Consider the following 23,949-nt stretch of genomic DNA (forward strand, 5'->3'; position numbering starts at 1 on the left):
CTTAATTTGCGTTCTTCGAGCGCGCCTGCGATGCCGGATTCGATACCAGCACGCGCACCGTATCGCCCGCTTTCACGCGCAGCGCCGCAGCCTCTTCTTCGGTCAGCAAGAACGATCCGTCCTCGGGCATGCCGAAGGTGGCGCCGCATCGGAAATCATCGAGCGATGTATTCGATACCAGACTGCGCACCTCATTGTTCGTGGCGCGTTCGCCAACACGCACCGTCACAAGCACGCTTTCACGCACCGTGCGCAAGTCCGCCGTGTGGCATTCGAGCACCGGACCGGCATCGAAGATATCGACGTGATTCTCGTAGCGCAGCCCTTCCGTTTCGAGCATCTTGCGCGCCGGCATGGTGTCGCGATGCGTGAGGCCGACCGCCGCTTGCGCGTCTTCGGGCAGCATCGCGAGATAGACGGGATAGCGCGGCATCAGCTCGGCCAGGAACGACTTCTTGCCGTGCGAGCTGAGATAGTCGGCGGCATTGAAATCGATCTGGTAGAAATGCGAGCCGACCGCTTGCCAGAATGGCGAGACGCCGTTTTCATCGAAATGGCCGCGCAGTTCAGCGCACAAACGCTCCGGAAAACGCTCGCGAAATTGCGCAATGAACATGAAGCGCGAACGCGACAACAAACCGCCAACGCCTGCCGTTCTGTATCGCGGGCTCAGGAATAACGAACAGACTTCCGCATAACCGGTCAGGTCATGCGAGATATTGAGCAACGACATCTTGGTCCATACGCCCAGGTCCCGGCTCGCATGAACCACCGTCGAAACACGATAGTTATAGAACGGCTGCTCAAGTCCCACTTCCGTTTCTATGCCGCACACGCCCGCAATATCGCCTGTAGCCGTGTCTTCCATTGCGAACAGATATCCGGCTTCGTAGGGCTCGGCTTCATTGGCGAGCGTGCGTCTTGCGCGTTCGACGCGCGCGCTCAGCGCATCGCGATCCGGCTTGAACGTGGTGAGTCCCGGTCCGGTTTCGTGCGCGAGCGCGACCAGCGCATCCACGTCTGCGGGCTGCACGCAGCGGACAACGATCATTGCAACTCTCCCGAAGCTTGATGAAGCGGCACGCAGCGCATCGTGCCGGACTCTTTCACGCCGAGCGCCTCACGCAAATCGGCCGATAGCGGCGCACCTTCCGCGCGCGCCGCCGACAGATTGACCAACGCACAGCGGAACGCGTGCGCGCCGCCTGCGGCGACCAGATAGGGCGTACTGGAAAGCGGCGCTCTGTCCGAAGAACCGCTCACCGTGCGCACCTCATTTGCGAGCACCGACGCACTGCGTTCCACCGCGACGGTCAGCACGGGACCGGCGTCGAAGATATCCACGAAACGATCCGGCTCGAAGCCTTCCTCAAGATGGATGTCATAGGCAAGCAAGGCGCCGTCGTCGGGCTCGCCCAGGACGCGCTGCGCTTCGGGCGGCAACAGCGGGACATACAGCGGATAACTCGGCATCACTTCCGCGATGAACGTACGGCTACGCCCGCCCGATTCCAACTCGACCTGCTCGAAGTCACGGCCAAAGAACTTCCGCCCTACGGCTTCCCAGAATGGCGACACGCCGGCGTCATCCGTCACGCCGAGCATCAGCGAGAAGACGTCGTCGGAGAAGCGCTTGCGATTGGCGGCCACGTACATCATGCGGGCACGCGAAAGCAGATGCGCGGCGGCGTCGTGCGTGAATTCGCGTATCGACGGATCGATAAAGAAGCCCGTCAGGCGGCTCTTGCCGGTGAGTTCATGCGACATGGTGAGCGCGTGGATCTTGCGGTTCACCTTGAGTTCGCGCGATGCGTGGATCAGCGCATCGTTGCGAAACGCGTAGAACGGCTCCGAGTATCCCGCCGACGCCACGATGCTCGACGTACCAAGCAACGCGCCCGTCGACGTGTCTTCGAGCACGAACAGATAAAACTCCTCGCCTGGAAACTCAACGTCGGCGCGAAACGAATCTTCGGAGAGTGCAACGCGCGTCGCAAGCACGCCGCGGTCCCGCGGCAGCGAATGCAGCACCGGGTGCGCGGCGTGGGCCATGCGCTCGAGCGAGTCCAGGTCGGCGAGTGTTGCGGGGCGGACGATTAGCATCGGCGATTCCATTGGGTTGAAAGAGGCCGAGGAAGCGCGCACCTTCACCGCGCCACGTCAGCGACAGCTTTTTCGATGCGGGCAAAACCTTCATCGAGATCGGCCATCGGCATGATCAGCGACGGCGCGAAACGCAGCACGTTCGGGCCCGCGATCAACATGATGACGCCCTGTTTCGCGGCCGCGGTCAGCACGTCCTTCGCGCGGTCCTTGTAGGCATCGGCGAGTTCGGCGCCAATCAAAAGACCCTTGCCACGGATTTCCTTGAATACCGAAAAACGTTCATCGATACGCTTCAGGTGCGCCTTGATGGCGTCGCTGCGCTGCTGCACGCCTTCGAGCAGTGCGGGATTGCTGATCAGCTCCACCACCTTGTCCGCGATCGCTGCGCCGAGCGGATTGCCGCCATACGTGGTGCCGTGCACGCCGACCTTGAAATGCGCGGCGATCCTGGTCGTAGTGAGCATGGCGCCGATTGGAAAACCGTTGCCGAGCGCCTTCGCGGTCGTCAGGATGTCCGGCGTCACGCCGTAGCCCATGTACGCGTAGAACGTGCCGGTGCGGCCCACGCCCGTTTGTACCTCATCAAAAATCAGCAGTGCGCCATGTTGATCGCAGGCTTCCCGAAGACCTTGAAGGAACGCGGGATCGGCGGGTATCACGCCGCCCTCGCCTTGAACCGGCTCGACAATCACGGCGCAAGTTTGCGGGCCGATAGCCGCGCGAGCCGCCGCAAGGTCGTTGTACGGGAGATGCGTGATGCCTTGCGGCGTCGGGCCGAAGCCTTCGGCGTATTTTGGCTGGCCGCCGACGCTGACTGTGAAGAGCGTGCGTCCATGAAACGACTGCGTAAAGGAGATGATTTCGACTTTCTGCGGGCCGCTGTTGTCGATGGCGTAACGGCGTGCGAGTTTCAGCGCGGCTTCGTTCGCTTCGGCGCCGGAGTTGGCGAAGAACGCGCGATCGGCGAAGGTAATGTCCGTGAGACGCGTGGCGAGGCGCAGCACGGGTTCGTTGGTGTAGCCGTTGCCGATATGCCAGAGTTTCTGGCCTTGATCGTGAAGAACCTTGAGCAGTTCGGGATGCGCGTGACCCAGCGCCGTCACCGCGATACCACCTGCGAAATCGATGTAATCGCGGCCTTCGGTGTCCCAGACACGCGAACCGAGTCCGCGATCGGGCACGAAATTCGCCGGGGCGAACAAGGGCACCATTACTTCATCGAAAGTACCGCGTGTCACATTCTGGTCGATCATGAATCACTCCTTGGGCGGGATATGCTGATTCGACCGATCGTAGCCTGCGGCAGCGCTTGCGTCTTGCGTGAACGCGACACGATTCCACGTACAAAACGGCGCCCGGTCAACCGGCGTTTCTTTCGATCCAGTTCCGCCGTTCCTCTCGCGGCGTGACGCCAAACTTTTCACGGTAAGCATTGGAAAAATGCGCCGCCGACGCAAACCCGCACGCCAGACTGATCTGCACCACCGACTGGCTGCTTCTTTGCAGTTGGGTACGCGCTTTGATCAGCCGGAGATTGAGGTAATACTTCGCGGGCATCGCGCCAAGATATTGCTTGAACAGGCGCTCCAACTGCCGCCGCGAAATGCCGGAAAGCGCGGCGATTTCGTCCGTGGCAAGCGGCTCTTCTATATTTGCTTCCATCAGTTGCAACGCATCGTTCAAACGCGGATGACGTTCGCCCGGCGCGGTAACGTAAGGAATGCGCTGGCGTTCATCGCCGGAACGCAACACCGGCATGCCCAGCGCGTCGGCAATCCGCTCCGCGAGTTCACGGCTATGGTGGCGCGCGATCATGTTGAGCATGAAATCGGCCGTGGCCTGGCCGCCGCAACACGTGGCGCGGTCCCGGCCAGTTTCGAAAATCTGCTGCGAAACAATGCAGTGCTCGAACTGCTCGGTGAACTGCTGCGCGATGTCCCAGTTCACGGCCACGCGATGACCATCGAGCAAGCCTGCCGAAGCGAGCCACCACACGCCATGATGAATGCCGCTCACAAGCGGCGTGGCCGCCGCGACGCGCGCGAGCGCCTGGAGAAACGCACGCTGGCCGCCAAGCGCCTGAAACCCCTCGCCGAGCACGATCAGCCAGTCGCATTCGGTGTCAGCGCCAAATGCAGCCTGCGCCTTCAGCCACGCGCCGCCGCCAAGCGCCACGTCGCGTCCATCGGGCGACAGGACCTGCCACGCATAAAGCGCATTGCCATCGATTTCATTTGCAAGCCGCAACGTGTCGATGACCGGCCCGGCACCGCTCATGGAACACGGGGCAATGGCCGCAATGGCCACCCGCAACGGCTGCGGCCCGGCTCCGTCCAGCACGTTACTTGAGGCTGCCGGAGAGGAATTGCCGCAACCGTTCGCTGGTCGGCCGGCTCAGGACGTCGGCGGGCGCGCCTTCTTCTTCCGTGCGGCCCTGATGCAGAAACATCACATGATTCGATACGTTGCGCGCGAAGCCCATCTCATGCGTGACCACGATCATGGTGCGGCCTTCTTCCGCCAGCTTCTGCATCACCTTCAGCACTTCGCCGACCAGTTCTGGATCGAGCGCGGAAGTGGGTTCGTCGAAGAGCATCACGTCCGGATGCATGGCAAGCGCGCGCGCGATCGCTACGCGCTGCTGCTGGCCGCCCGACAAATGCGACGGATACTGCTTTTCCACCTTCGGCGCGAGCCCGACTTTCTCGAGACATTCCCGCGCGCGTTCGCTGGCTTCTTTCTTCGATAACCCAAGCACATGCATGGGCGCTTCCATGACGTTTTCAATCGATGTCATGTGCGCCCACAAGTTGAAGTGCTGGAACACCATCGCGAGTTTCGTGCGCACGCGCTGAAGCTGCTTGTGGTCGGCGACTTCGAGATTTCCCCGGCTATCTGTTTTGGTGCGCACCGGCTCGCCGTCCACGATGATGTCACCCGCGTTCGGCCGTTCGAGGAAATTGATGCATCGCAGGAACGTACTTTTGCCCGAACCGCTCGAACCGATGATGCTGATCACGTCGCCGGCGTTGGCGGCGAGAGAGACGCCCTTGAGCACTTCGTTGTCGCCGAAACGCTTATGGATGTCGCGCGCGACGAGTTTGGGCGCGGCGTTGTGCGCGGCGGCCGATGCTGCGGTTTGTGCGGATGTGTCCAACACATTCTCCCCGGAGGATGAGTCTGAAGGTCCGATCGTTTCGATCATGGCTGCGGATTCTACCGAAACCCGCCGCGGCTCCGGCATTGGGACAAACGCCCTCGGCTGACGCGCGGGCCGGCTGCACGTCGCATTCGTCAGTCTGTTTCAGGCTCGCTGGGCAGGACGGCGCGCACGTGCTGGGCCACGCGGCCGTTGGCGAGCGCTATTTCCGGACTGCTTTGCAACAAGGGCAGATATTGGACGTCGAAGGCGGCGTTGCGCTCGCGGGCGCCGAACATCGATGTCACGGCGTGCGCAATATCGACGCGCGCGTCAGGCGTGGCGTCGGTGTCGTCGAGCACGTCGTCAAGCGCCGCAATGAGCGTGGAAAGCGGTCCGAGCCATTTGAAGGCGCTGCCGTTGATCACGATCTGGAGAAATTCGCCCGGCGAAACCGCGCCGAACTCGGCTTCATGCCGGGTGCGCAGTTCGTCGAGCAGCGCGCGGTGCAGCGCCAGTAACGGATGGCGCACATCCTTCAGGAAGGCGGTTGCTACGGAGTCGGTCATTCTTGTAGGCATGGGCGAGGTTCCGGAAATGGACGCAAGCGGACGCGCAAGCAGCAGCGCAATGCCCCAAGCCTACACCGTCACCAGAGCCCGCCCTACATAGCGAATAAAATCCGGCGCGGACAGCGGTTCGGAAAAAAGCCAACCCTGACCGAATTGAGCGCCGCGAGCGTGCAGATAACACGCCTGCTCTTCGTGCTCGATTCCCTCGGCCACGACCTGCACGCCAAGCGTCTGCGCCATGTCCACAATATGCGACGCCACGCTGCTCGACGCCGCGTCCTGGCCGACGGTATCGACGAAGGACTTGTCTATTTTCAGCACATCGACCTGAAAATTCTGCAGGTGCGAGAGACTGGAATACCCCGTCCCGAAGTCGTCTATATACACCGGATGCCCGGCATCGCGAAACGCCTGGATGACTTCCTTGGCGGCATCGGCGTCGAGAAAACAGCGCTCGGTCGCCTCGATCCGGATCTGCTGCGGCGAGATGCCGGCTTCGGCCAGCGCCGGCGTCAGGCGATCCAGGAAACGCCGCGTGACGAGATCGGGCGCGCTCAGGTTGATCGATACATACATCTCGCGATACCGCTGCAAAAACTCGCCGAGTTCGAACAGGATGGTGTCGAACACCTGGTCCGTGATCGCCTGGATCAGACCGCGATGTTCCGCGAGCGGAATGAAGTGGTCGGGACGCACCACGCGGTTGTTCTGCTTCCAGCGCACGAGCGCTTCCGCGCCCACGCAGCGCCGCGTCTCGAGATCCACAATAGGCTGATACGCAACAATGAACTGATGCCGGCGCACGGCGTCGCTGAGCTGCCCGAGCGGCGAAAGGCGCCGGACCATCAGGAGACCTAGCCATGCCGAAACAGCGAGGCCGCCCGCCAGTCCCGCGAACAGCCAGTTCCAGGGACGGGCGCGCAGACGTGCGGCGCCGCCGGCGAATTTGAAGGTGCTCATCGTGCGCGCTTCTTCATGGACGTCATGCCTCTTGTGTACATCCGGGTTCTTCCTGGTTCTTATATGTCGGACGCGATGCGCGCCAGAAGCGTCTTGCCGGCCACGGGATGAACAGTCGTGCCCACTGTTCAAGCTTTTCCCGCGTTCGTGTCATTTCTTCCATTGCCCGCACGCCAAGCAGGTTCATTGCACGGCCGGACACCCGCCGACAGACCGCCGACAGACCGGCGAGCGACCCAGTGTAGCGGCGGCGCGTGCATCCCTTCAATGCTTGCACGGTGACGAAATGCGCCCATTGGTGGGCTGGCGCACGCCGGCTCAGTAGTTTTGCGAGGCATGTGCGGGAGACGTCTGGTAAATGGCGGATAAGGCCGGGAGTCGTGAGAAAATCGGGCAGGTCTTGAACTCATCCGATTGTTTCCATCGCCTGTGCGCGACGCTTTCACGCTCAACTCAAGAGATACTCAATGGCACTGGACGAAGCCCGCGCAGTTACCATCCGCGACGCAACCGCAGCTGATTTCCACACGATCACACGCATCTATGCGCACTACGTGCTGCATGCGCTCGCTACCTTCGAGGAAGTGCCGCCCGACGAGAACGAGATGCGCGCGCGGCACGCATCCATCACGAACGCTGGCCTGCCTTATCTGGTGGCGCAGGCGGACGGTGAAGTGGTCGGCTACACGTATGCAACGGCTTACAGGCCGCGCTCGGCTTACCGGCATACGATTGAGGATTCGGTTTATATCGCCGATGGTCATGGCGGCCGCGGACTGGGTCTCGCGCTACTGAGCGCGCTGATCGAACGATGCGAGGCCGGCCCGTGGCGGCAGATGGTGGCCGTGGTCGGCAACAGCGGCAACGCCGGGTCGATTGCGCTGCACGCACGGCTCGGATTCGAACACGTGGGCGTATTTCGCCGGGTGGGCTACAAGCACGGCCAATGGGTCGATACCGTGCTCATGCAACGTCCATTGGGCGAAGACAAGGCGTTGCTGCCGCCGCGGTAGAAACAGATCAAAAGCAGTCCATTTTTCAGCCAGAGCTTTACTTGCCTACTTACACGCTTGCCGCCGCCGTCACTGCTGAAATCGATATCCGCAAGAGCCGCTTTATCGCCGTGGCGCTGCCGGTTGCCGATCGCGCTGCCGCGATGCTCGAACTCGACGCGCTGCGCACCCGGCACCCCGCCGCCACGCACGTGTGCTGGGCGTTGCTCGCGGGCGGCGAATCCGGCATGTCAGATGACGGCGAACCCTCCGGCACCGCCGGCCGGCCGATCCTGGAAGTCCTGCGCCATCACGAAGTGGATGGTGTGCTGGCCGCCGTCGTGCGCTACTACGGCGGCATCAAGCTCGGCGCGGGCGGGCTCGTGCGTGCGTACACGGACGCCATCGCGACCGCGATGCAGCGCGCCGAGCGCATTGAACGCGTGGCGCTCGGGCTGCTGGAGGTGGAAGTCGATTACTCGGACGAAGCCCGCATCCGCCGATGGATCGAGCAGGAGGGCCACGCGCTCGCCGAGCCTGGCTACGGCATGACGGTGAGCCTGTCGATCCAGATGCCGCTCGCTCAGCGCGACACCGCCGCCGATACCATCCGCGACCTGACACACGGGCGCGCGGTCATTGTGAAAGCGCCATGAGTGCGCGGTCATTCACCATCACCCTGCTGCCTTCGAACCAGGATTTTCCGTCGACCGATGGAACAACCATACTGGAAGCCGCGTCGCTCGCCGGGTTGCGTTTGCCGAGTTCATGCCGCAACGGCACGTGCCGGGCGTGCCTGTGCCAATTGAAAAACGGCGAGGTGCGCTACAAGATCGAATGGCCGGGCTTAACCACCGAAGAAAAAGCCGAAGGCTGGATCTTGCCGTGCGTGGCGATACCGGCGTCGAATGTGGAAATTGAAGCGGATTTCGAGGAAATTCCTCCTCTTGCCGAACTCAAACCCGGTCGCGGTCGTGGCTTCTAACGCGGCTCAAACACAGAAGCGCGACGTTGCTGAAAGACCCGGGTAATCCGGGATTGTTGTCTTTTATCAAAGACCTACGATGACGTTCGCGGCTGCCCCGAAGCGCCCGATTGTTGAGCCGCCTGCAATCAAGGCGTCAAAAAGTGTACAATTGCGTTTCGATTAATTTTCTGGCAGGGCCAGATTAACTGAGATATCAATGACTAAAGTATTGTTGAAAGAGAACGAGCCTTTCGACGTCGCCATGCGCCGTTTTCGTCGCACTGTCGAACGTACCGGCCTGATTCAGGAACTGAAGTCGCGTATGGCTTATGAAAAGCCGACCACCGAGAGGAAGCGCAAGAAAGCCGCTGCCGTTGCTCGTCTGCGCAAGCAAATCCGCCGTGCACAGTTGCCGAAGAAATTCTATTGATGGTTGTATGGCTCACGGGCCATGCGAACTGTGCGTTGCCTGAAGATATTCGTCCAGGTACAGATCCGGGCGTCGGCTCGGGCACAAATTCAGTGACGAAGCAAGTCGGTCTATAAGTCGCGCAATAGTGGGTTGTGTTTATCGCCTGCACTGTCAGCCGCGCAAATCCAGATTGTGAATGCCTGCACGATGTATTCATCATGCGGGTTTTTGGCATTGGTCCAACGAACGTGAAATGCGCATGCGAGCAAGCAAGCAAGCAATCATGTAGCGCTCAGCCGTAAACGCATAAAGCCCGGATAGACCGGGCTTTATGCGTTTGAATCCTTGGTTGCGGGGGTAGGATTTGAACCTACGACCTTCGGGTTATGAGCCCGACGAGCTGCCAGACTGCTCCACCCCGCGAAAAAGATTATAGCGGGACGGGCATCTGCGGTCAAACCTAATCGACGAATAGTGCAACTCTCTCGTGAAGCATCGAACCTATGGCGTTGAGCCCGGCGTAGATGCCGCATAAGGGTCGGTTCCATTTCGCGCGGCATCGACGCATCGGCGATGTTCGCGTGAGAGGCGATTCAACAGCGGCAACAAGACAATAGCCACTGCCGCCCCACCCGCCGCTACCCAGCCAAGACCGAAGAAGAGCGATGTATAAAGCGGCAGCGATTGCAGCGGACCCAGATCTCCCGATGGCATGCGCGCAAGGTTCGCAACCACGCTGCCGAGATACTGCGACACGCCCGTAGCCACGTAATACGCGCCCATCATGAAGCCACTCATGCGCACGGGAACGTAGTGGGCGATCATCGCGAGGCCGAGGCCCGAGACCAGCAACTCGCCGAGCGAATACAGCCCGTAGCCAACGACCATGAACCACGAAGACACGCGGCCCTCGACTGCGTACCGGCCGCTGAACGAAAACACGAAGAAGCCCAGCGCCACGACAATGAAACCCATCGCGTACTTGGCCGCGATGGGCAGATCGTGGCCCTTCTTTGCAAGCCGCGTATAGCCAATCGCGAGGAACGGACTCAGCAGCATGATCCAGAGCGGATTGAGCGCCTGGAATTGCGCCGCGCTCCACGAAAACAGCGTCATGTTGAATAACGTGAATGACGGGTCCACGTTGCGCAGCGCGAACAAGGTCAGCGACGTCGACATCTGCTGGTAGAAGATGAAAAAGAGAATGACCTGCAATGTGAGGATCAAGGCGGCAAGCAATCCTGCCCGTTCGCTGCGGCCACACTTCATCAGCATCCAGCCGAAGATGACGAGAATGGCGGCGCCCGCCGCGTACACGCAGACCGCCGCAACACTTTCGTTCTGCAACACGAATACCGTCGCCACGCCAAGCGCAACGGAGCCCGCAACCACTGCGCCGAAATGGCGCCAGTGCATGGGTTTGTCGTCGGGCGCGGAGCCGATGCGCGCCACCGTCCGGCGCATCAGCGCGAAGTTGATCAAGCCAAGCACCATGCCCGCGAAACACACGGCGAAGGCGACGTGCCAGCCCCAATGATCCTTGATCCAGGGCGTGGCGAGCATCGAAATGGTCGAGCCGATATTCACCGCCATGTAGTAGATGGTGAATGCGCTGTCGAGGCGCGCGTCATCGCCTTCGTAGATGCGCCGCACGAGATTCGCCGCGTTCGCCTTGAACAAGCCGTTGCCGACCACGATCACGCCGAGGGCCGCATACATATATCCCAGCGATTCGAACGGAATCGCAAGCATGAGATAGCCCGACGCCAGCACGCACGCGCCAAAGATCATCGTGCGCCGCGCGCCGAGCACCTTGTCGCCAATCCACCCGCCTATTGCCGGCGCGGAAAAAACGAGCGCCGTGAACGCGCCCCATGTGAGGTTCGCGTGTTCGTCGGCGAAACCGAGCTTGTCGATCATGAACAAAACCAGCAACGCGGCCATGCCGTAATAGCCGAAACGCTCCCACATCTCGATCAGGAAAACGGTCGTAAACGAGCGCGTCTGCGACGTGCCGGACGAGTGTGAAGTCATGATGAATCTCGATTAGGTTTATTAACGCTGCATATGAACCGGCAACCCGGAGAACATCTCCTCCCGTTCATTCATGCAGGAGTCCGATTTATGGCGAGCCGCGATTATCCCAGTGCGATCGGTAAATGTGTCGCAAAGCCTTGCACATACAGCGTTCAACTTTTTGAGACGACGATCGAAATGCAGGACGCTTGACTATCGTCAACAGGTTGAGCGATAGCGTGGTGGCGTTGCACTGTTTCGCTTGCTGCTAAGTGCGCTGTGGACGTTTAAAACTCGTGATAACTTGTTCGCTCGACTTTTACTGAACGGACTGCATTTACATGAACATCATCAAGGCGCTTCTCACCGGCCACACGCGCGGTCTTGGCGCGGCGCTCGCGGACAATCTGCTCGGGCGCGGCATTGCCGTGCTGGGAATCTCGCGTACTCGCAGCGCTGCGCATGCTTCCGGTCTATTGCAGGAAGTGGAACTCGATCTCGCCATTACCTCCGCGGTAGAAACGTGGATTGGAACGGGTGCATTGAAGCGGTTCGTGGAGGGCGCGCATACCGTGGTGCTGATCAATAACGCAGGCATGCTGCAGCCAGTGGGTCCGATCGAGATACAGGATATTGGCGCGATCGGCCGCTCGGTGAGCCTGAACGTCGCCGCGCCGTTGATGTTGTCGGCAGCCGTCGCAGCCGCCAGCACGACAGCACGACAGCGTTGGACCGCCGAATCGTGCACGTTTCAAGCGGCGCGGCGCGCAATGCCTACCCGGGCTGGAGCATCTACTGCGCGACGAAAGCAGCACTCGATCACCACGCGCGCGCAGCGTCCTTGGATCATAACCGCGCGTTGCGCATTGGCAGCGTGGCGCCGGGTGTTATCGATACGGACATGCAAGCCGAGATTCGCGGCATGGGTCTGGATGCTTTTCCGTTGCGCGAAAAATTCGATGAACTCAAGCGCAGCGGCCAACTATCCACTCCCGCCGACGCCGCGCGAAAGGTGCTCGACTATGCGTTAAGCGATGCGTTCGGCGAAACGCCCGTGACGGACGTGCGCGAATTCAAGTGATCGCCCATGGCGCCACGAATGGCGTCTTGCGACAGCGCATCCGCGGCTGTATTGCGGGCGCGCGGTATCCATTGAAGGCGGACGTCGGCGAGTTGTGCAATCAAAGCCCGCGCTTCTTCTGCGTATGAACTGAGCGCGGGCGCGCTCGCGGCTGCGTCGCGCAGCACGTCTTCTATCACGACCTGGCTGTCGCCATGAATCACGAGTTTCGCGGGCGCCGGTTGCCGCGATAACGCCGCCTGAAGCACCGCAATAAGCGCAAGATATTCGGCCTTGCAGCTATCGCCGTGACCGGCGAGGGCGCTGATCTTCACGACATCGCCTATGGGACTTTCGAGCACTCCGCCAATTCCAATCTTGCCGGGATTCGGATGCGCCGAGCCGTCGAACCATGCATGCCACGCCATGGCATCGCGGGGTGCGGGTTTTGGGCTCCGTGCGGCGCGTGCGGCTGCGCGGTCTTCACGCCGGCGCTGCGCGGCCCGAAGCGCCGCCGCTTGTTCGAGACGCCGCGCCTTCACGAGTTCGGCAAGCGGCAAAGCGCCCGCCGACTTTTTCAATGTCTGCGTAAGCGCGGCGTGCTCGCCGAGCGCCGTGAGCTTCGCCAGACGGCGGCTCGCCGCGCGCTCGCGTTTATAGGCAATCTGGAACAACTCGTCGAACTCGAACATATCGGGGAGCAAAGTGGCCGAACGCCGAGCTTAACAAGCTTTTCGATTTTCCTATCCGGATGACGCGGTAATCACGAGCGTGGCGCGCCGGTTTTCTGATCCGGCGACGTTGGTTTGCGCGCTCAAGCCGCCCTCTCCCGTCGCCGCTACAACGCGCGCTTGCACGCTGATTTTCGGATAGGCCGAGAGGGTATCGGCGGGATTGATGGCGAACGAATCATCGAGCATGATCGTCGCCGGCAAATCGTTCGCCGATAAATGGCGCTCCGCCAGCAACGTGCTCGCCGCGCCTTGCGCGCGTGCGCTCAGGATCACCGTTGCGCCGGGCATGGCTTGCACCCCGTCGGCGAACTGCAGCGTCACGGTGATGGCGCTCAAGGCCAACGCTTCGTCTATGTTTTTGCGCGCCTGGATCGCGATGGGCGACGCGGCGTCGAGCGTGTCGATCAGGCGCCGCCAATAGCCGATCGCCTGAGCAAAGCGCCGCGCTTCGAACGCCGCCGACGCCGCCAGCGCCAGTGCTTTTGGATTCGATGCTTCAAGTGCCAGCGCCGCCGCGATTTCTTCCGATGCGCGGCCGTCGAGCCGGCCTTCGTTCGCGCTTGCGAGCGTATCGGCGAAATCGGCGCGCAATTGTGCGTCGCCCGGTTCCAGCGCGACCGCGCGGGCATACGCGGCGGCTGCGTCGGACGGGCGCTCTAGCACCGCATAGGAGCGCGCGAGCGTGGCCCAATCGGCGGCATCGTGCGGATCGGGCACGCGGCTCCTCAGGCGGAACGCGAGCCTCGACACCATCATTTCCACCGAGGAAGCATTCATGTCGTGGGACTCGCCGGATGAGGCGCTCACCGTCTCGTCCAGGTCGAGCGCCGCCGGTTGTCCGAGCTTCAGGTATAGCGCGCACGCCACGGCAGGAAACAGCGCGATCAAGAGTGCGCTCGTGGCCGCGCGCGTCGCCGTTCGCGGACCTGGCGGAGGCACGAGCGACTGCGCGGCGAGCGGGCGGGTATCGGCGAGAACGCGCTGTTCTATTTCGCTGCGCAAGGCGGCGTGCTGATCGTCCGATAGCACGCCTGCCAACCGGTCTTGATCGGCGCCGGCGAGTTCACGCCGATACAGCGACACGTTCAACGCGCGCGACTCACGTGCATCCACCGCGGGTTCGCGCTGCATCAACGGCACGACCGCGCATAACACAGCCACGATCAGCATGGCGGCCGCGACGATCCAGAACGTGATCATAGGCGTCCACCCAGCAGACGCCGGGCGCGCCTGCGCTCAAGGTCCGTGAGAGCCGCCGGAGCAGTTCTGCGCCGACGCAACACCACAACCACAAGCACTGCGAAGCCGAACACGAGCAACACGAAAGGCCCGATCCAAAGCGCGAAAGTCAGCGGCTTGAACGGCGGATCGTAGAGCACGAAGTCGCCATAGCGCGTCACCATGTAATCGCGAATCTGGGCATCGGTCGCACCTTGCTCGACCTGGTCGTGGATGATCGCGCGAAGATCCGCCGCGAGATCGGCAGTCGAATCCGCAATGGTTTCGTTCTGGCATACAAGACAACGAAAGTTCGATTCGAGCCGCTGTATCCGCTCCTTGATTGCCGCGTTCGCGCTCGCGTTGGTGGCATTGGGCACGACCTCGCTCGCGGGCGCATTTGCTTGCGCGAAACATCCGAGTACGAACAGCAAGGCCGCGAGCTTATTCATCGCTGTCCTCGCCTTGCAGCTTTTGCACCAGCGGAAGAATCTGGGTATCGAGCGCGGTTTGCGTGAGTGGCCCCGAACGCTTGAAACGGATCACGCCCTGCCGGTCGATCACGAACGTCTCCGGCACACCATACACGCCATAGTCAATGCCGGTCTGCCCGGAGCGATCCGCCATCGACGCAATATACGGATTGCCCGCCTGCCGCAGCCATTGCCGGGCCGCCTCGGGTTCGTCCTTGTAATCGAGCCCGTAGATGGGCACCACGTTCCTGCCTGCAAGCGAAATCAGCAATGCGTGTTCATCACGGCAGGATTCGCACCATGACGCCCATACGTTCATGATCCAGACGTGCCCGCGTAACGCATCGGGCGAGAGATTTCTTCCGGGGGTATCGAGGCGCGGCAGATCGAACGCGGGCGCACGCTTGCCGATAAACGCAGAGGGCAGCCGCCGCGGGTCGTTGGACAGCGACGCCGCCAGCACCACGCTCAAGCCCGCAAACAGGATAAGTGGCAGCAGAAAACGTTTCACTGGCGCGTCTCCTTGGCATGCGTTGTTGCAATGCCGGCCCGGGGACGGAGGCGGTTGCGTGCGAGTACAGCAGAAGCCGCCGACGCTTCACGCTGCATCCGCACCGCCAGCCGATACCGCCGGTCGCTCGCCGCGAGCAGGCCACCGAACGCCATCAGGAGACAGCCCGCCCAGATCCAGTCGACAAGCGGTTTCACCTGCACGCGCAAAGTCCATGCGCTTGCACTGTCGCCGGCTGCGTCACCGAGCGCGACATAGAGATCGCGCAACGGCGCACGGTCGACGGCGGCTTCGGTCATCGTTGTCTTCTGCACGGCAAAAAACCGCTTCTCCGGATGCATCACCGCGACCACCGCGCCATCGCGGCTTGCTACGACGGTCGCCCGTAACGCGCGATAGTTCGGGCCATCGACCGCCTGCGTGCCGTCGAAGCGAAACGTGTAGCCTCCGGCGCTGATCGACTGGCCAACCTCGAGCCGTCCATCGCCGGCGCTTTCATAGCTTTTGACGAGCGTCACGCCCGCGACGAAAACGCCTACGCCCAGATGCGCGGCGAGCATGCCGTAGAAACCGCGCGGTACGTGAAAGAAACGCAGCAGAAACCCTTCGCGCTGCTCGGCAATACGCATGGCGAGTGCGGTCAGCACCGAGCTAGCGCACCACACCGCAAGCCCGATACCCAATGCAACCAGCGGCCTGAACTCGCCCGCGAGCAACGGCATGGCCGCCGCCGACGCCACGCTCACCAGCGCCGCCCAGCCCAGCCGCATGGCAAGGTGCGGCACGCGTGCGGACTTCCATCGGGCGACTGGACCAATGCCCATCAGGAAAATGGCGGGTGTCATGAGTGGCACGAACACGGCGTCGAAATACGGCGCGCCGACGGAAATCTTGCCGAGCCCGAACACGTCGAGAAACAGCGGATACAGCGTGCCGAGCAACACCGAAGCGGCGGCCACCATGAGCACGACATTGTTCGACAACAGCAACGCCTCGCGAGAAACCAGCGCGAAGCCCGCGCCCAGTCCGATCTTCGGCGCGCGCCACGCGAACAGCATCAATGCGCCGCCTGTCACTATCGAGAGGAATACGAGAATGAAGATGCCTCGCGTGGGGTCGGTCGCAAATGCATGAACAGATGTAATCACGCCCGAGCGCACGAGGAACGTGCCAAGCAGGCTCAGCGAGAACGCGCAGATGGCCAGCAGCACGGTCCACGCGCGAAAGCTGCCGCGTTTATCGGTGACTGCAAGCGAGTGCATCAACGCCGTGCCCACGAGCCACGGCATGAACGATGCATTCTCGACCGGGTCCCAGAACCACCATCCGCCCCAGCCGAGTTCGTAATATGCCCAGCCGCTACCAAGCATGATGCCGAGCGTGAGAAAGGTCCACGCGGCCGTGGTCCATGGGCGGGACCAGCGCGCCCACGTGGCGTCGAGTTCACCCGACAAGAGCGCCGATACCGCGAACGAAAACGCCACGGCAAAACCCACGTAGCCCATGTAAAGGATAGGCGGATGCGAGACCATGCCAGGGTCTTGCAGCAACGGATTAAGATCGCGGCCGTCCATGGCGGGAGGCAGAAGGCGTATGAACGGGTTCGACGTCCAGAGCATGAAGAGCAGGAAGCCCGCGTTGATCCAGCTCATCACGCCGAGCACGCGTGCGACCATTGGCACCGGAAGCTGCTTGCTGAAAACGGAGACGGCTGTCATCCAGAGCGTCAGGAGCAAGGTCCAGAGCAGCAACGAGCCTTCATGCCCGCCCCACACCGCGGCAAAACGGTAGGTGGCGGGCAGCATCGAATTGGAGTTCGACGCCACATAGGCCACCGAAAAATCATCGTTTATAAACGATACCGCCAGGCAGCCGAACGCCATCGCAACGAACGCGTTTTGCGCCCGCGCGAGCGGCCACGCGCAACGCATCCAGCCCGGTATGCCGCGCGCCGCACCGATCAGCGGCAGCACGCCACAGGTAAGCGAAAGCAGCAGCGCGACAATCAGCGCGAACTGGCCGAGTTCGGGGATCATCGGAGCGCTCCTGTCCTGTCCGATACTTTTACCGTGGAACGCGCGCGCCTGATCGCCTCCGCGGCGTCGGGCGGCATGTAGTTTTCATCGTGCTTGGCAAGCACCTGATCCGCCACGAAGACGCCCTCCGGCGACAGACGCCCTTGCGCTACCACGCCCCGGCCCTCGCGAAACAGATCAGGCAATACGCCGCGATACACAACGGGAATCTCGCGCGCGGTATCCGTAATCATGAACCTTACCGTCAAGCCTTCCGGATCACGCTGGACGGAGCCACGCTCGACCAGGCCGCCCACGCGCAGCCGCGCCATGGGCGCCACGCTATCCGCTGCAAGCTGACTCGGCGTGACGAAGAACATCACGTTGGAATTGAACGCGTTCAGGACCAGCAGCGCCGCACCGCCGAGCGTCACCAGCCCGGCAGCGACGCCGCACGCGCGCCGCGTGCGCCCTTTCACGGTCTCTCCGTCAGCGTGCTCGTACGTGTGCTCGGCTGGACGATACGTTCACGCCGCCGATACTTCCTTCCAGCGTTGACCGTGACTGCAATTTCAATCGCCAGTACGAGAAACGTAATGTCGAATGCGACCCACAAATACCAGAGGTCCCCGCTCGCGCTATTCAAGACGTTCATGGTCCTCACCCCTTTCTTCTGTTAATCAGGATTCCCGTTCATCGATAATTCGCCGCACCCGCACGAGCACAACGGCGATGGCATAGCACCAGAACGCCAGCGTCATGACCAGGATGCCGGCGAGCATCGACGCATCCATGGACACGCCGCTGCCAAAAGACAGTGACGCGCCCTGATGCAGCGTGTACCACCACTGCACCGAGAAGTAGATGACCGGAACGTTCATCACGCCTGCAAGCGCGAGCACGGCGCAGGCGCGATCGGCGCGGCGGATGTCGTCGATCGCGCCATGCAGCGAGATGAAGCCTAGGTAAAGGAACAGCAGAATCAGTTCGGACGTGAGCCGCGCGTCCCAGACCCACCACGCGCCCCAGGTCGGACGGCCCCACAACGCGCCGGTGATCAACGCGAGCGCGGTGAAGAGCGCGCCGGTCGGCGCGACGGCGCGCGCCATCATCGCGGAAAGCCGTGTGTTGAGCACGAGGCCGAGTCCAGCGTATGCGGCCATCACGACATAGAGCAGCATCGACATCCACGCAGCCGGCACATGCACGAACATGATGCGATATACGTCGCCCTGCACCGCGTCGGTGGGCGCGACGAACAACGCAATATGAATGCCGGGCATCACGAAGAGAATTGCCGCGATCGCAAAGCCGGGAATCATCTTTCCCGCCAGGCGATGAAACGGTTTGGGCGACGCGTAACGCAACCAGCCAGTTTGAGCGAATGTGGAATTCATTTCAGACTCGTTCGTCGGGCTCATTCAGCGGAAATCCGCAGTGCCGCAGCAGTGGCGACAGGACACAGCGCAAGCGCGGCCAACAAGCCCGCGCCGAGCAGGGAAAAGTTAGCCGCGGACCATCCATCGGCTCGCGATGAATCGGCGGCGTTGGCGCCAAAGATCAGCACCGGCGTTTCCAGCGGCAGCACCAGCACCGCGAGCAGCATGCCGCCACCGCGCACGCCGAGCGTGAGCGCTGCGCCCATCGAACCAATGAGGCTCAGCACTGGCGTACCGATCAACAACGCGAGCGTGAGACGGCAGACAGCGTCGAAGGCAAGGCCATATTGAAGCGCCATGACCGGCGCCAGCAACACCAGCGCAAAGCCGCTTGTCAGCCAGTGCGCGCCGATCTTCGCCATGACCATCGCGAGCAATGATTGCGGCGAGAGCAGCATCTGGTCGAGGGCGCCGTCGGCGAAATCCGGGCCGAACAAACGCGCGAGCGAAAGCATGGCGGCGAACAGCGCCGTGACCCACAACACGCCTGGTGCGACCGCTTGCAGCAACGCGGGATCGGCGCCAAGCGCCAATGGAAACAGACTCGGCGCGATCACGAAAAACAGCAGGCAACCGAGCGCCGACGTGCGCCTTCGCCACGTCAAGGCGAGTTCGCGTTGCACAATGCGCGCGGTCAGTCTGAGCATCGGCCGCTCGGTTCGAAGTAGAGATTGCGCGTGGCCGAGGGCGACGTCGTGATCAGCTTGTGCGTGGTCATCAGCACGATCCCGCCACGCTCCAGATGCCCCTTGATGACGTCCTCGAGCACGCTGGACGATTCTTCGTCGAGCGCGGCGGCGGGCTCGTCGAGCAGCCACAGCGGTTTGTGTTCGAGCAGCAGCCGCGAGATGGCGAGCCGGCGTTTCTGTCCCTGCGACAACCCCCGCACGATTGCATGCCGATACCGGTCGAGCCCCACGCTCTTGAGCGCAGCTTCTTCGACTTCCACACGCTCTTCCGCGACTTCGCCCAACACGGCGCTGAAGGCCAGGTTTTCAGCGGCGGTGAGTTCGTCGCTGATGCCGTTCAAATGCCCGAGATACGCAAGCGACTGCCGCCACGATTCGGGATGTGCGTGAGCGTCCCTGCCGCGCCACCGGATGGTCCCCGCGCTTGGCCGCAAGAGTCCCGCCAGCACGCGCAGCAACGTGGTCTTGCCGCTGCCGTTTGGACCGTGGATCTGCAGCACCTGACCCGCGTCCACGTCGAAAGCGACGTTACTGAAAAGCATTTCTCCGGCACGGTCGAAGCCGAGCTTATCGACGGACAACAGCGCGTTGCCGCGATTTCGCGAATCGCGGTCCGACGTCATATCGGATGTGAAAAACAGATCTTGATTCGTCATGGTGCCCTCACTTTGAACGCGCTTCGCGCAACTGTTCATCCTGCATTGCCTGCGTCATGTTCGGCAGTTCGTGTGCAATGCCCTTGTGACAATCGATACAGGTCTTCTCGCCCGTCGCAAGAAAGCGCTGGTGTGCGTTTTGCGCGCGCGGACTCTGGCGCGTGAAATCCATCGACTCGAAGGAGTGGCAGTTCCGGCATTCCAGCGAGTTGTTGGCCTTGAACCTGCGCCATTCATGCTCGGCGAGTTCCAGCCGCTTGTCCTGGAACTTCTCGCGCGTGTCGACCGTGCCGAACACCTTTGCCCACACTTCCTTTGACGCCTGCATCTTTCTTGCGATCTTGTCCGTCCAGTTGTGAGGTACATGGCAGTCCGAACAGATTGCCCGCACGCCGCTGCGATTGCTGTAGTGGATCGTGGTTTTCAGTTCGGCGAACGTGTTGTCGTGCATCTCGTGGCAACCCGTGCAGAACGCTTCGGTACTCGTCATTTCGAGCGCCGTGTTGAACGCACCCCAGAACACCACGCCCGCAACAAAGCCGCCAAGCGTCAGAAAACCCAGGCTGTAGTACGTGCTTGGGCGGTTGATGGTTTGCCAGTAACGCTTGATCAGGCCGAACATCGCGCGCTCCTACTTCTTGCCGGCCGGCCGCGGCGCGGAAGGCCCGGGCGCGGCGCGCACATCTTCCACATCCGTGAACGTGTTGCCAACGAGCGGCTTCGCATCGGCTTGCGTGACATGACACTGCGTGCAGAAATAGCGCCTCGGCGAGAGACTTCCGAGCGTGGCATTGTCTCGGGTGAGGTAGTGGGATATGCCGATGGGCACCGCTGCGCTATCCGCCGCGCGGCTCCTCGCGTGGCACGCGAGACAGCGGTTGGCGTCCTTGTCGAGTTGATAGCCATCGATCTTGTGCGGGATCGTCGGCGGCTGCTGTGCATAGGCGCGGCCACGGATGACATCCTTATTTTCGGTTGGAGCAATCAACGGCGGTTTCGCCTCTTCGTCCAGAGGCGTCGTGCCGCGCAGGGCGTCATGAAACGGTTCGGCGGGAATCACCGGCTGCGCCGGCGCTCCTTGCGAAAACAGAAACAGGCTTGCGGTCATGACCGCATTCACCACGCTCATTACACGTATCGATCGCATGGCTGCCTCCTCAGACCTTGACGATCTTGACTGCGCACTTCTTGTAGTCGGTCTGAAGCGAGATTGGATCGGTCGCGTCCAGCGTCAGCTTGTTGACCAGTTGGCTCGCGTCGAACCACGGGATGAACACGAGACCGCGCGGAGGTTTGTCGCGGCCACGCGTCTCGATACGCGTGCGGATGAAACCACGCCGTGACATCACCTTGACCTCGACACCGCGCCGCAGGCCGAGCGCCCGGGCGTCGTCCGGATGCATGAAACACACGGCGTTCGGAAACGCCCGATACAACTCCGGCACGCGCCGCGTCATGGACCCCGAGTGCCAGTGTTCGAGCACGCGTCCCGTTGCCAGCCAGAACGGAAACTCCTTGTCCGGCGGCTCCGGCGGCGGTTCGTAGGGCAGCGCGAACACCACCGCGCGTCCGTCCTTGTTGCCGTAGAACTGATAGCCCGTTCCCGCCTTCACGTAGGGGTCCGAGCCCTCCTTGTAGCGCCAGCGCGTCTCCTTGCCATCCACGACCGGCCAGCGCAGACCACGCGCTTCGTGATAGGCGTCGAAAGGCGCGAGGTCGTGGCCATGTCCCCGGCCAAAACTCGCGTATTCCTCAAAGAGACCTTTTTGCAGATAGAAGCCGAACGCTTTTGCTTCACTGTTTTCGTAATGGGCGCTCGTTTCCTTCAGCGAATACTTGTCGACCTGGCCGTTGCGGAAAAGCACGTCATAAAGCGTCTTGCCTTTTAGTTCGGGCTTGCGGGCAATCAATTCCGCCGGCCAGACTTCCTCGACCTTGAAATGCTTCGAGAATTCCACGAGTTGCCAGAGATCCGAGCGCGCGCCGTTGGGTGCATTGACGAGTTGATGCCAGAACTGCGTGCGCCGCTCGGCATTGCCATAGGCGCCCTCTTTTTCGACCCACATTGCAGCAGGCAGGATCAGATCGGCGGAAACAGCGGTTGCGGTCGGATAGACGTCGGACACCACGATGAAGTTATCGGGATTCCGATATCCCGGCAGAATCTCTTCGTTCAGGTTCGCACCCGCCTGCACGTTGTTGTTGCACATGACCCAGTAAGCATTCAGCTTGCCGTCCTTCAGCATGCGGTTCTGCAGCACCGCGTGATAGCCGGGCTTGGGCTCGATTGTCCCTGCCGGCAGCTTCCAGATTTGCTCCGCATGCTCCCGGTGCTCGGGGTTCGTGACCACCATGTCCGCCGGAAGCCGATGCGAAAACGTTCCGACCTCACGCGCCGTTCCACACGCCGACGGCTGCCCCGTGAGCGAAAACGGACTGTTGCCGGGAGTCGCGATCTTGCCTGTCAGCAGATGCAGGTTGTAGATCATGTTGTTCGCCCACGTGCCGCGCGTGTGCTGGTTGAAACCCATGGTCCAGAACGACATCACCTTGATCTTCGGGTCCGCGTACAGTTCGGCCAGTTGATCGAGCTTCACCTTCGATACCCCGGATAATTTCGTCACGTAATCGGCGTCGTACTTCGAAACAAAACGCGCGAAGGTATCGAAGTCGATTGGCTTCGCGCCGGCCGGATCGCCCGCATTCTTCGCGGCCTTTTGCAGCGGATGCCCGGGACGAAGACCGTAGCCAATGTCCGCATTGCCTTGCTTGAAGCTCACATGCTTGCCAACGAAGTCCTTGTTCACGCGATTCGTCTTGATGATCACATTCGCGATGTAATTCAGAATGGCCAGGTCCGATTGCGGCGTAAAGATCATTCTGTAGTCCGCAAGATCGAAACTGCGATGCTCGAATGTGGACAGCACCGCGACTTTCGTCTTTGGGAAGCTCATCTTGCGGTCGGTCACCCGGGTCCAGAGGATCGGATGCATCTCCGACATGTTCGACCCCCACAACACGAACGCATCGGCCTGTTCGATGTCGTCATAACAGCCCATCGGCTCGTCCATGCCGAAGGTGCGCATGAAACCCGTCACCGCCGAGGCCATGCAATGCCGCGCGTTCGGATCGAGATTGTTCGTGCGAAAGCCCGCCTTCATAAGTTTGACCGCCGCGTAGCCTTCGAACACCGTCCACTGTCCCGAACCGAACATGCCAACGGCCGTGGGACCCTTCTCTTTCAGCACGCGCTTGAACTGCGCAGCCATCGTGGCGAACGCCTGGTCCCAAGAGACGGGCGTGAACTCGCCGTCCTTTGCATACTTGCCGTCTTTCATGCGCAACAGCGGTGTGGTCAGACGGTCCTCGCCGTACATGATCTTGGAAAGGAAATAGCCCTTCACACAGTTCAGCCCGCGATTCACTTCCGCTTGCGGGTCGCCCTGGGTCGCGACCACCTTCCCGCCTTTCACCCCCACGCTTACGCCGCAGCCGGTTCCGCAGAACCTGCACGGCGCCTTCGACCACGTGACTTCGGTGTCCGATAAGGTGCCAAGCAGCCTGTCCGCACCCGTGGCGAACGCAGGCAACGCCATGCCCGCCGCCGATGCGGCCGTGGCGGCGGCCGTCTGTTTAATAAAGCTTCGACGCGTCAGGCTCATCGCGAATCTCCTCGTCAAGCGCTGCGACGTCTTCGTGATGCTGATAAACCAGCGATGCCGAATAAACACCCGGCAGCGCGCTGATGGCTTTTATCTGATCCGCGATAATCCCCGACCGGCCGGCTTCGAGCGTCACGACCATTTTCCCTTCCGGACTGATTGCGTGAATCTCGGAACTGGGCAACGTTGAAATGGCCTGCCTGATTTTTTCGATATTCGATTTACTCGCGTGCACGACGATGCCCGCAATATGTGCCTCTGAAATTAAAGCCATTTCGACGAATGCATTTTTCAGTCGCGCAGACATAACCCCGACTCCTGTCGTTGT

At 61.6% G+C, this 23,949-nt stretch carries 26 protein-coding genes, 1 tRNA gene and 1 pseudogene; 5 read left to right on the top strand and 23 right to left on the bottom strand.

Annotated features, from left to right (window positions below; genetic code table 11):
- Position 1: 1 nt before the first annotated feature.
- The 7 genes from astA to AWB64_RS11990 form a co-directional block, all read right to left on the bottom strand.
- Positions 2-1,051 carry an arginine N-succinyltransferase gene (gene astA / locus AWB64_RS11960; protein ID WP_060819092.1) on the bottom strand — a complete coding sequence of 350 codons (1,050 nt, stop codon included), beginning with the start codon at positions 1,049-1,051 and terminating at the stop codon, positions 2-4.
- Positions 1,048-2,103, bottom strand: coding sequence for an arginine/ornithine succinyltransferase subunit alpha (gene aruF / locus AWB64_RS11965; protein WP_060819094.1), 1,056 nt, complete (start codon positions 2,101-2,103; stop codon positions 1,048-1,050). The genes astA and aruF overlap by 4 nt, the downstream gene beginning before the upstream one ends.
- 44 nt (positions 2,104-2,147) lie before the next feature.
- Positions 2,148-3,359 (bottom strand): aspartate aminotransferase family protein, encoded by a 1,212-nt coding sequence (locus AWB64_RS11970; RefSeq protein WP_060819095.1) that lies wholly within the window; start codon positions 3,357-3,359, stop codon positions 2,148-2,150.
- 106 nt (positions 3,360-3,465) lie between these two features.
- The gene (locus tag AWB64_RS11975; RefSeq protein WP_082850459.1) at positions 3,466-4,383 is read right to left on the bottom strand and encodes a GlxA family transcriptional regulator; all 918 of its coding nucleotides are present in this window, start codon (positions 4,381-4,383) and stop codon (positions 3,466-3,468) included.
- Positions 4,384-4,447: 64 nt separating this feature from the next.
- Complete coding sequence (locus tag AWB64_RS11980) at positions 4,448-5,263, bottom strand: ABC transporter ATP-binding protein (RefSeq protein WP_060819268.1); 816 nt, start codon at positions 5,261-5,263, stop codon at positions 4,448-4,450.
- A gap of 137 nt (positions 5,264-5,400) precedes the next feature.
- Positions 5,401-5,826 carry a hypothetical protein gene (locus tag AWB64_RS11985; RefSeq protein WP_244164040.1) on the bottom strand — a complete coding sequence of 142 codons (426 nt, stop codon included), beginning with the start codon at positions 5,824-5,826 and terminating at the stop codon, positions 5,401-5,403.
- A gap of 60 nt (positions 5,827-5,886) precedes the next feature.
- Positions 5,887-6,777 carry an EAL domain-containing protein gene (locus tag AWB64_RS11990; protein WP_374728616.1) on the bottom strand — a complete coding sequence of 297 codons (891 nt, stop codon included), beginning with the start codon at positions 6,775-6,777 and terminating at the stop codon, positions 5,887-5,889.
- Between the two features lie 467 nt (positions 6,778-7,244).
- On the opposite strand from AWB64_RS11990, the gene AWB64_RS11995 reads away from it, so the two are divergent.
- The 4 genes from AWB64_RS11995 to rpsU all read left to right on the top strand — a co-directional run bounded on the left by AWB64_RS11995 (position 7,245) and on the right by rpsU (position 9,166).
- The gene (locus AWB64_RS11995; RefSeq protein WP_060819099.1) at positions 7,245-7,790 is read left to right on the top strand and encodes a GNAT family N-acetyltransferase; all 546 of its coding nucleotides are present in this window, start codon (positions 7,245-7,247) and stop codon (positions 7,788-7,790) included.
- A gap of 41 nt (positions 7,791-7,831) precedes the next feature.
- Complete coding sequence (locus AWB64_RS12000; protein WP_060819101.1) at positions 7,832-8,425, top strand: IMPACT family protein; 594 nt, start codon at positions 7,832-7,834, stop codon at positions 8,423-8,425.
- Complete coding sequence (locus tag AWB64_RS12005) at positions 8,422-8,754, top strand: 2Fe-2S iron-sulfur cluster-binding protein (RefSeq protein WP_060819103.1); 333 nt, start codon at positions 8,422-8,424, stop codon at positions 8,752-8,754. The genes AWB64_RS12000 and AWB64_RS12005 overlap by 4 nt, the downstream gene beginning before the upstream one ends.
- A gap of 199 nt (positions 8,755-8,953) precedes the next feature.
- Positions 8,954-9,166 (top strand): 30S ribosomal protein S21, encoded by a 213-nt coding sequence (gene rpsU, locus AWB64_RS12010; RefSeq protein WP_006999077.1) that lies wholly within the window; start codon positions 8,954-8,956, stop codon positions 9,164-9,166.
- A gap of 328 nt (positions 9,167-9,494) precedes the next feature.
- Here the strand turns inward: rpsU and AWB64_RS12015 are convergent.
- Both AWB64_RS12015 and AWB64_RS12020 read right to left on the bottom strand, forming a co-directional pair.
- Positions 9,495-9,571: transfer RNA gene (locus AWB64_RS12015), tRNA-Met, on the bottom strand.
- A 78-nt stretch (positions 9,572-9,649) separates the two neighbouring features.
- The gene (locus AWB64_RS12020) at positions 9,650-11,182 is read right to left on the bottom strand and encodes a peptide MFS transporter (RefSeq protein WP_060819105.1); all 1,533 of its coding nucleotides are present in this window, start codon (positions 11,180-11,182) and stop codon (positions 9,650-9,652) included.
- Positions 11,183-11,505: 323 nt separating this feature from the next.
- On the opposite strand from AWB64_RS12020, the pseudogene AWB64_RS12025 reads away from it, so the two are divergent.
- A pseudogene (locus AWB64_RS12025) lies at positions 11,506-12,245 on the top strand (SDR family oxidoreductase).
- Here the strand turns inward: AWB64_RS12025 and AWB64_RS12030 are convergent.
- The 14 genes from AWB64_RS12030 to AWB64_RS12095 are packed head-to-tail and all read right to left on the bottom strand — an operon-like array spanning position 12,185 to position 23,895.
- Positions 12,185-12,916: a ribonuclease HI family protein gene (locus tag AWB64_RS12030; protein WP_063493198.1), complete on the bottom strand. Its 732-nt coding sequence runs from the start codon at positions 12,914-12,916 to the stop codon at positions 12,185-12,187. The pseudogene AWB64_RS12025 and the gene AWB64_RS12030 sit on opposite strands and share 61 nt — an antisense overlap.
- Before the next feature lie 51 nt (positions 12,917-12,967).
- On the bottom strand, positions 12,968-14,158 hold the full coding sequence (gene ccmI, locus AWB64_RS12035; protein WP_060819107.1) for a c-type cytochrome biogenesis protein CcmI: 1,191 nt from the start codon (positions 14,156-14,158) through the stop codon (positions 12,968-12,970).
- Entirely contained in the window at positions 14,155-14,628 is a 474-nt protein-coding gene (locus tag AWB64_RS12040; protein ID WP_063493199.1) for a cytochrome c-type biogenesis protein, read from the bottom strand. Before AWB64_RS12040 ends, ccmI begins: the two co-directional genes overlap by 4 nt.
- On the bottom strand, positions 14,621-15,160 hold the full coding sequence (locus tag AWB64_RS12045; protein ID WP_060819108.1) for a DsbE family thiol:disulfide interchange protein: 540 nt from the start codon (positions 15,158-15,160) through the stop codon (positions 14,621-14,623). The genes AWB64_RS12040 and AWB64_RS12045 overlap by 8 nt, the downstream gene beginning before the upstream one ends.
- The gene (locus AWB64_RS12050) at positions 15,157-17,196 is read right to left on the bottom strand and encodes a heme lyase CcmF/NrfE family subunit (protein WP_060819110.1); all 2,040 of its coding nucleotides are present in this window, start codon (positions 17,194-17,196) and stop codon (positions 15,157-15,159) included. Before AWB64_RS12050 ends, AWB64_RS12045 begins: the two co-directional genes overlap by 4 nt.
- A complete protein-coding gene (ccmE, locus tag AWB64_RS12055; RefSeq protein ID WP_060819112.1) occupies positions 17,193-17,654 on the bottom strand; it encodes a cytochrome c maturation protein CcmE in 462 nt (153 codons plus the stop codon). The genes AWB64_RS12050 and ccmE overlap by 4 nt, the downstream gene beginning before the upstream one ends.
- Positions 17,651-17,830, bottom strand: coding sequence for a heme exporter protein CcmD (gene ccmD / locus AWB64_RS12060; protein WP_060819114.1), 180 nt, complete (start codon positions 17,828-17,830; stop codon positions 17,651-17,653). The genes ccmE and ccmD overlap by 4 nt, the downstream gene beginning before the upstream one ends.
- Before the next feature lie 25 nt (positions 17,831-17,855).
- Positions 17,856-18,572 (bottom strand): heme ABC transporter permease CcmC, encoded by a 717-nt coding sequence (ccmC, locus tag AWB64_RS12065; RefSeq protein WP_060819116.1) that lies wholly within the window; start codon positions 18,570-18,572, stop codon positions 17,856-17,858.
- 20 nt (positions 18,573-18,592) lie between these two features.
- Positions 18,593-19,261 carry a heme exporter protein CcmB gene (gene ccmB, locus AWB64_RS12070; RefSeq protein ID WP_060819122.1) on the bottom strand — a complete coding sequence of 223 codons (669 nt, stop codon included), beginning with the start codon at positions 19,259-19,261 and terminating at the stop codon, positions 18,593-18,595.
- Complete coding sequence (gene ccmA, locus AWB64_RS12075; RefSeq protein ID WP_060819124.1) at positions 19,249-19,959, bottom strand: cytochrome c biogenesis heme-transporting ATPase CcmA; 711 nt, start codon at positions 19,957-19,959, stop codon at positions 19,249-19,251. Before ccmA ends, ccmB begins: the two co-directional genes overlap by 13 nt.
- 7 nt (positions 19,960-19,966) lie before the next feature.
- Positions 19,967-20,581 (bottom strand): NapC/NirT family cytochrome c, encoded by a 615-nt coding sequence (locus AWB64_RS12080; protein ID WP_060819126.1) that lies wholly within the window; start codon positions 20,579-20,581, stop codon positions 19,967-19,969.
- A gap of 9 nt (positions 20,582-20,590) precedes the next feature.
- Positions 20,591-21,088, bottom strand: coding sequence for a nitrate reductase cytochrome c-type subunit (locus tag AWB64_RS12085; RefSeq protein WP_374728618.1), 498 nt, complete (start codon positions 21,086-21,088; stop codon positions 20,591-20,593).
- 28 nt (positions 21,089-21,116) lie between these two features.
- A complete protein-coding gene (gene napA, locus AWB64_RS12090) occupies positions 21,117-23,621 on the bottom strand; it encodes a periplasmic nitrate reductase subunit alpha (RefSeq protein ID WP_060819130.1) in 2,505 nt (834 codons plus the stop codon).
- Positions 23,593-23,895: a chaperone NapD gene (locus AWB64_RS12095; protein WP_244164041.1), complete on the bottom strand. Its 303-nt coding sequence runs from the start codon at positions 23,893-23,895 to the stop codon at positions 23,593-23,595. Before AWB64_RS12095 ends, napA begins: the two co-directional genes overlap by 29 nt.
- Between the last annotated feature and the right edge of the window lie 54 nt (positions 23,896-23,949).

Source organism: Caballeronia sordidicola (genome assembly GCF_001544455.2).
In the GTDB taxonomy this organism is placed as follows: Bacteria; Pseudomonadota; Gammaproteobacteria; order Burkholderiales; family Burkholderiaceae; genus Caballeronia; species Caballeronia sordidicola.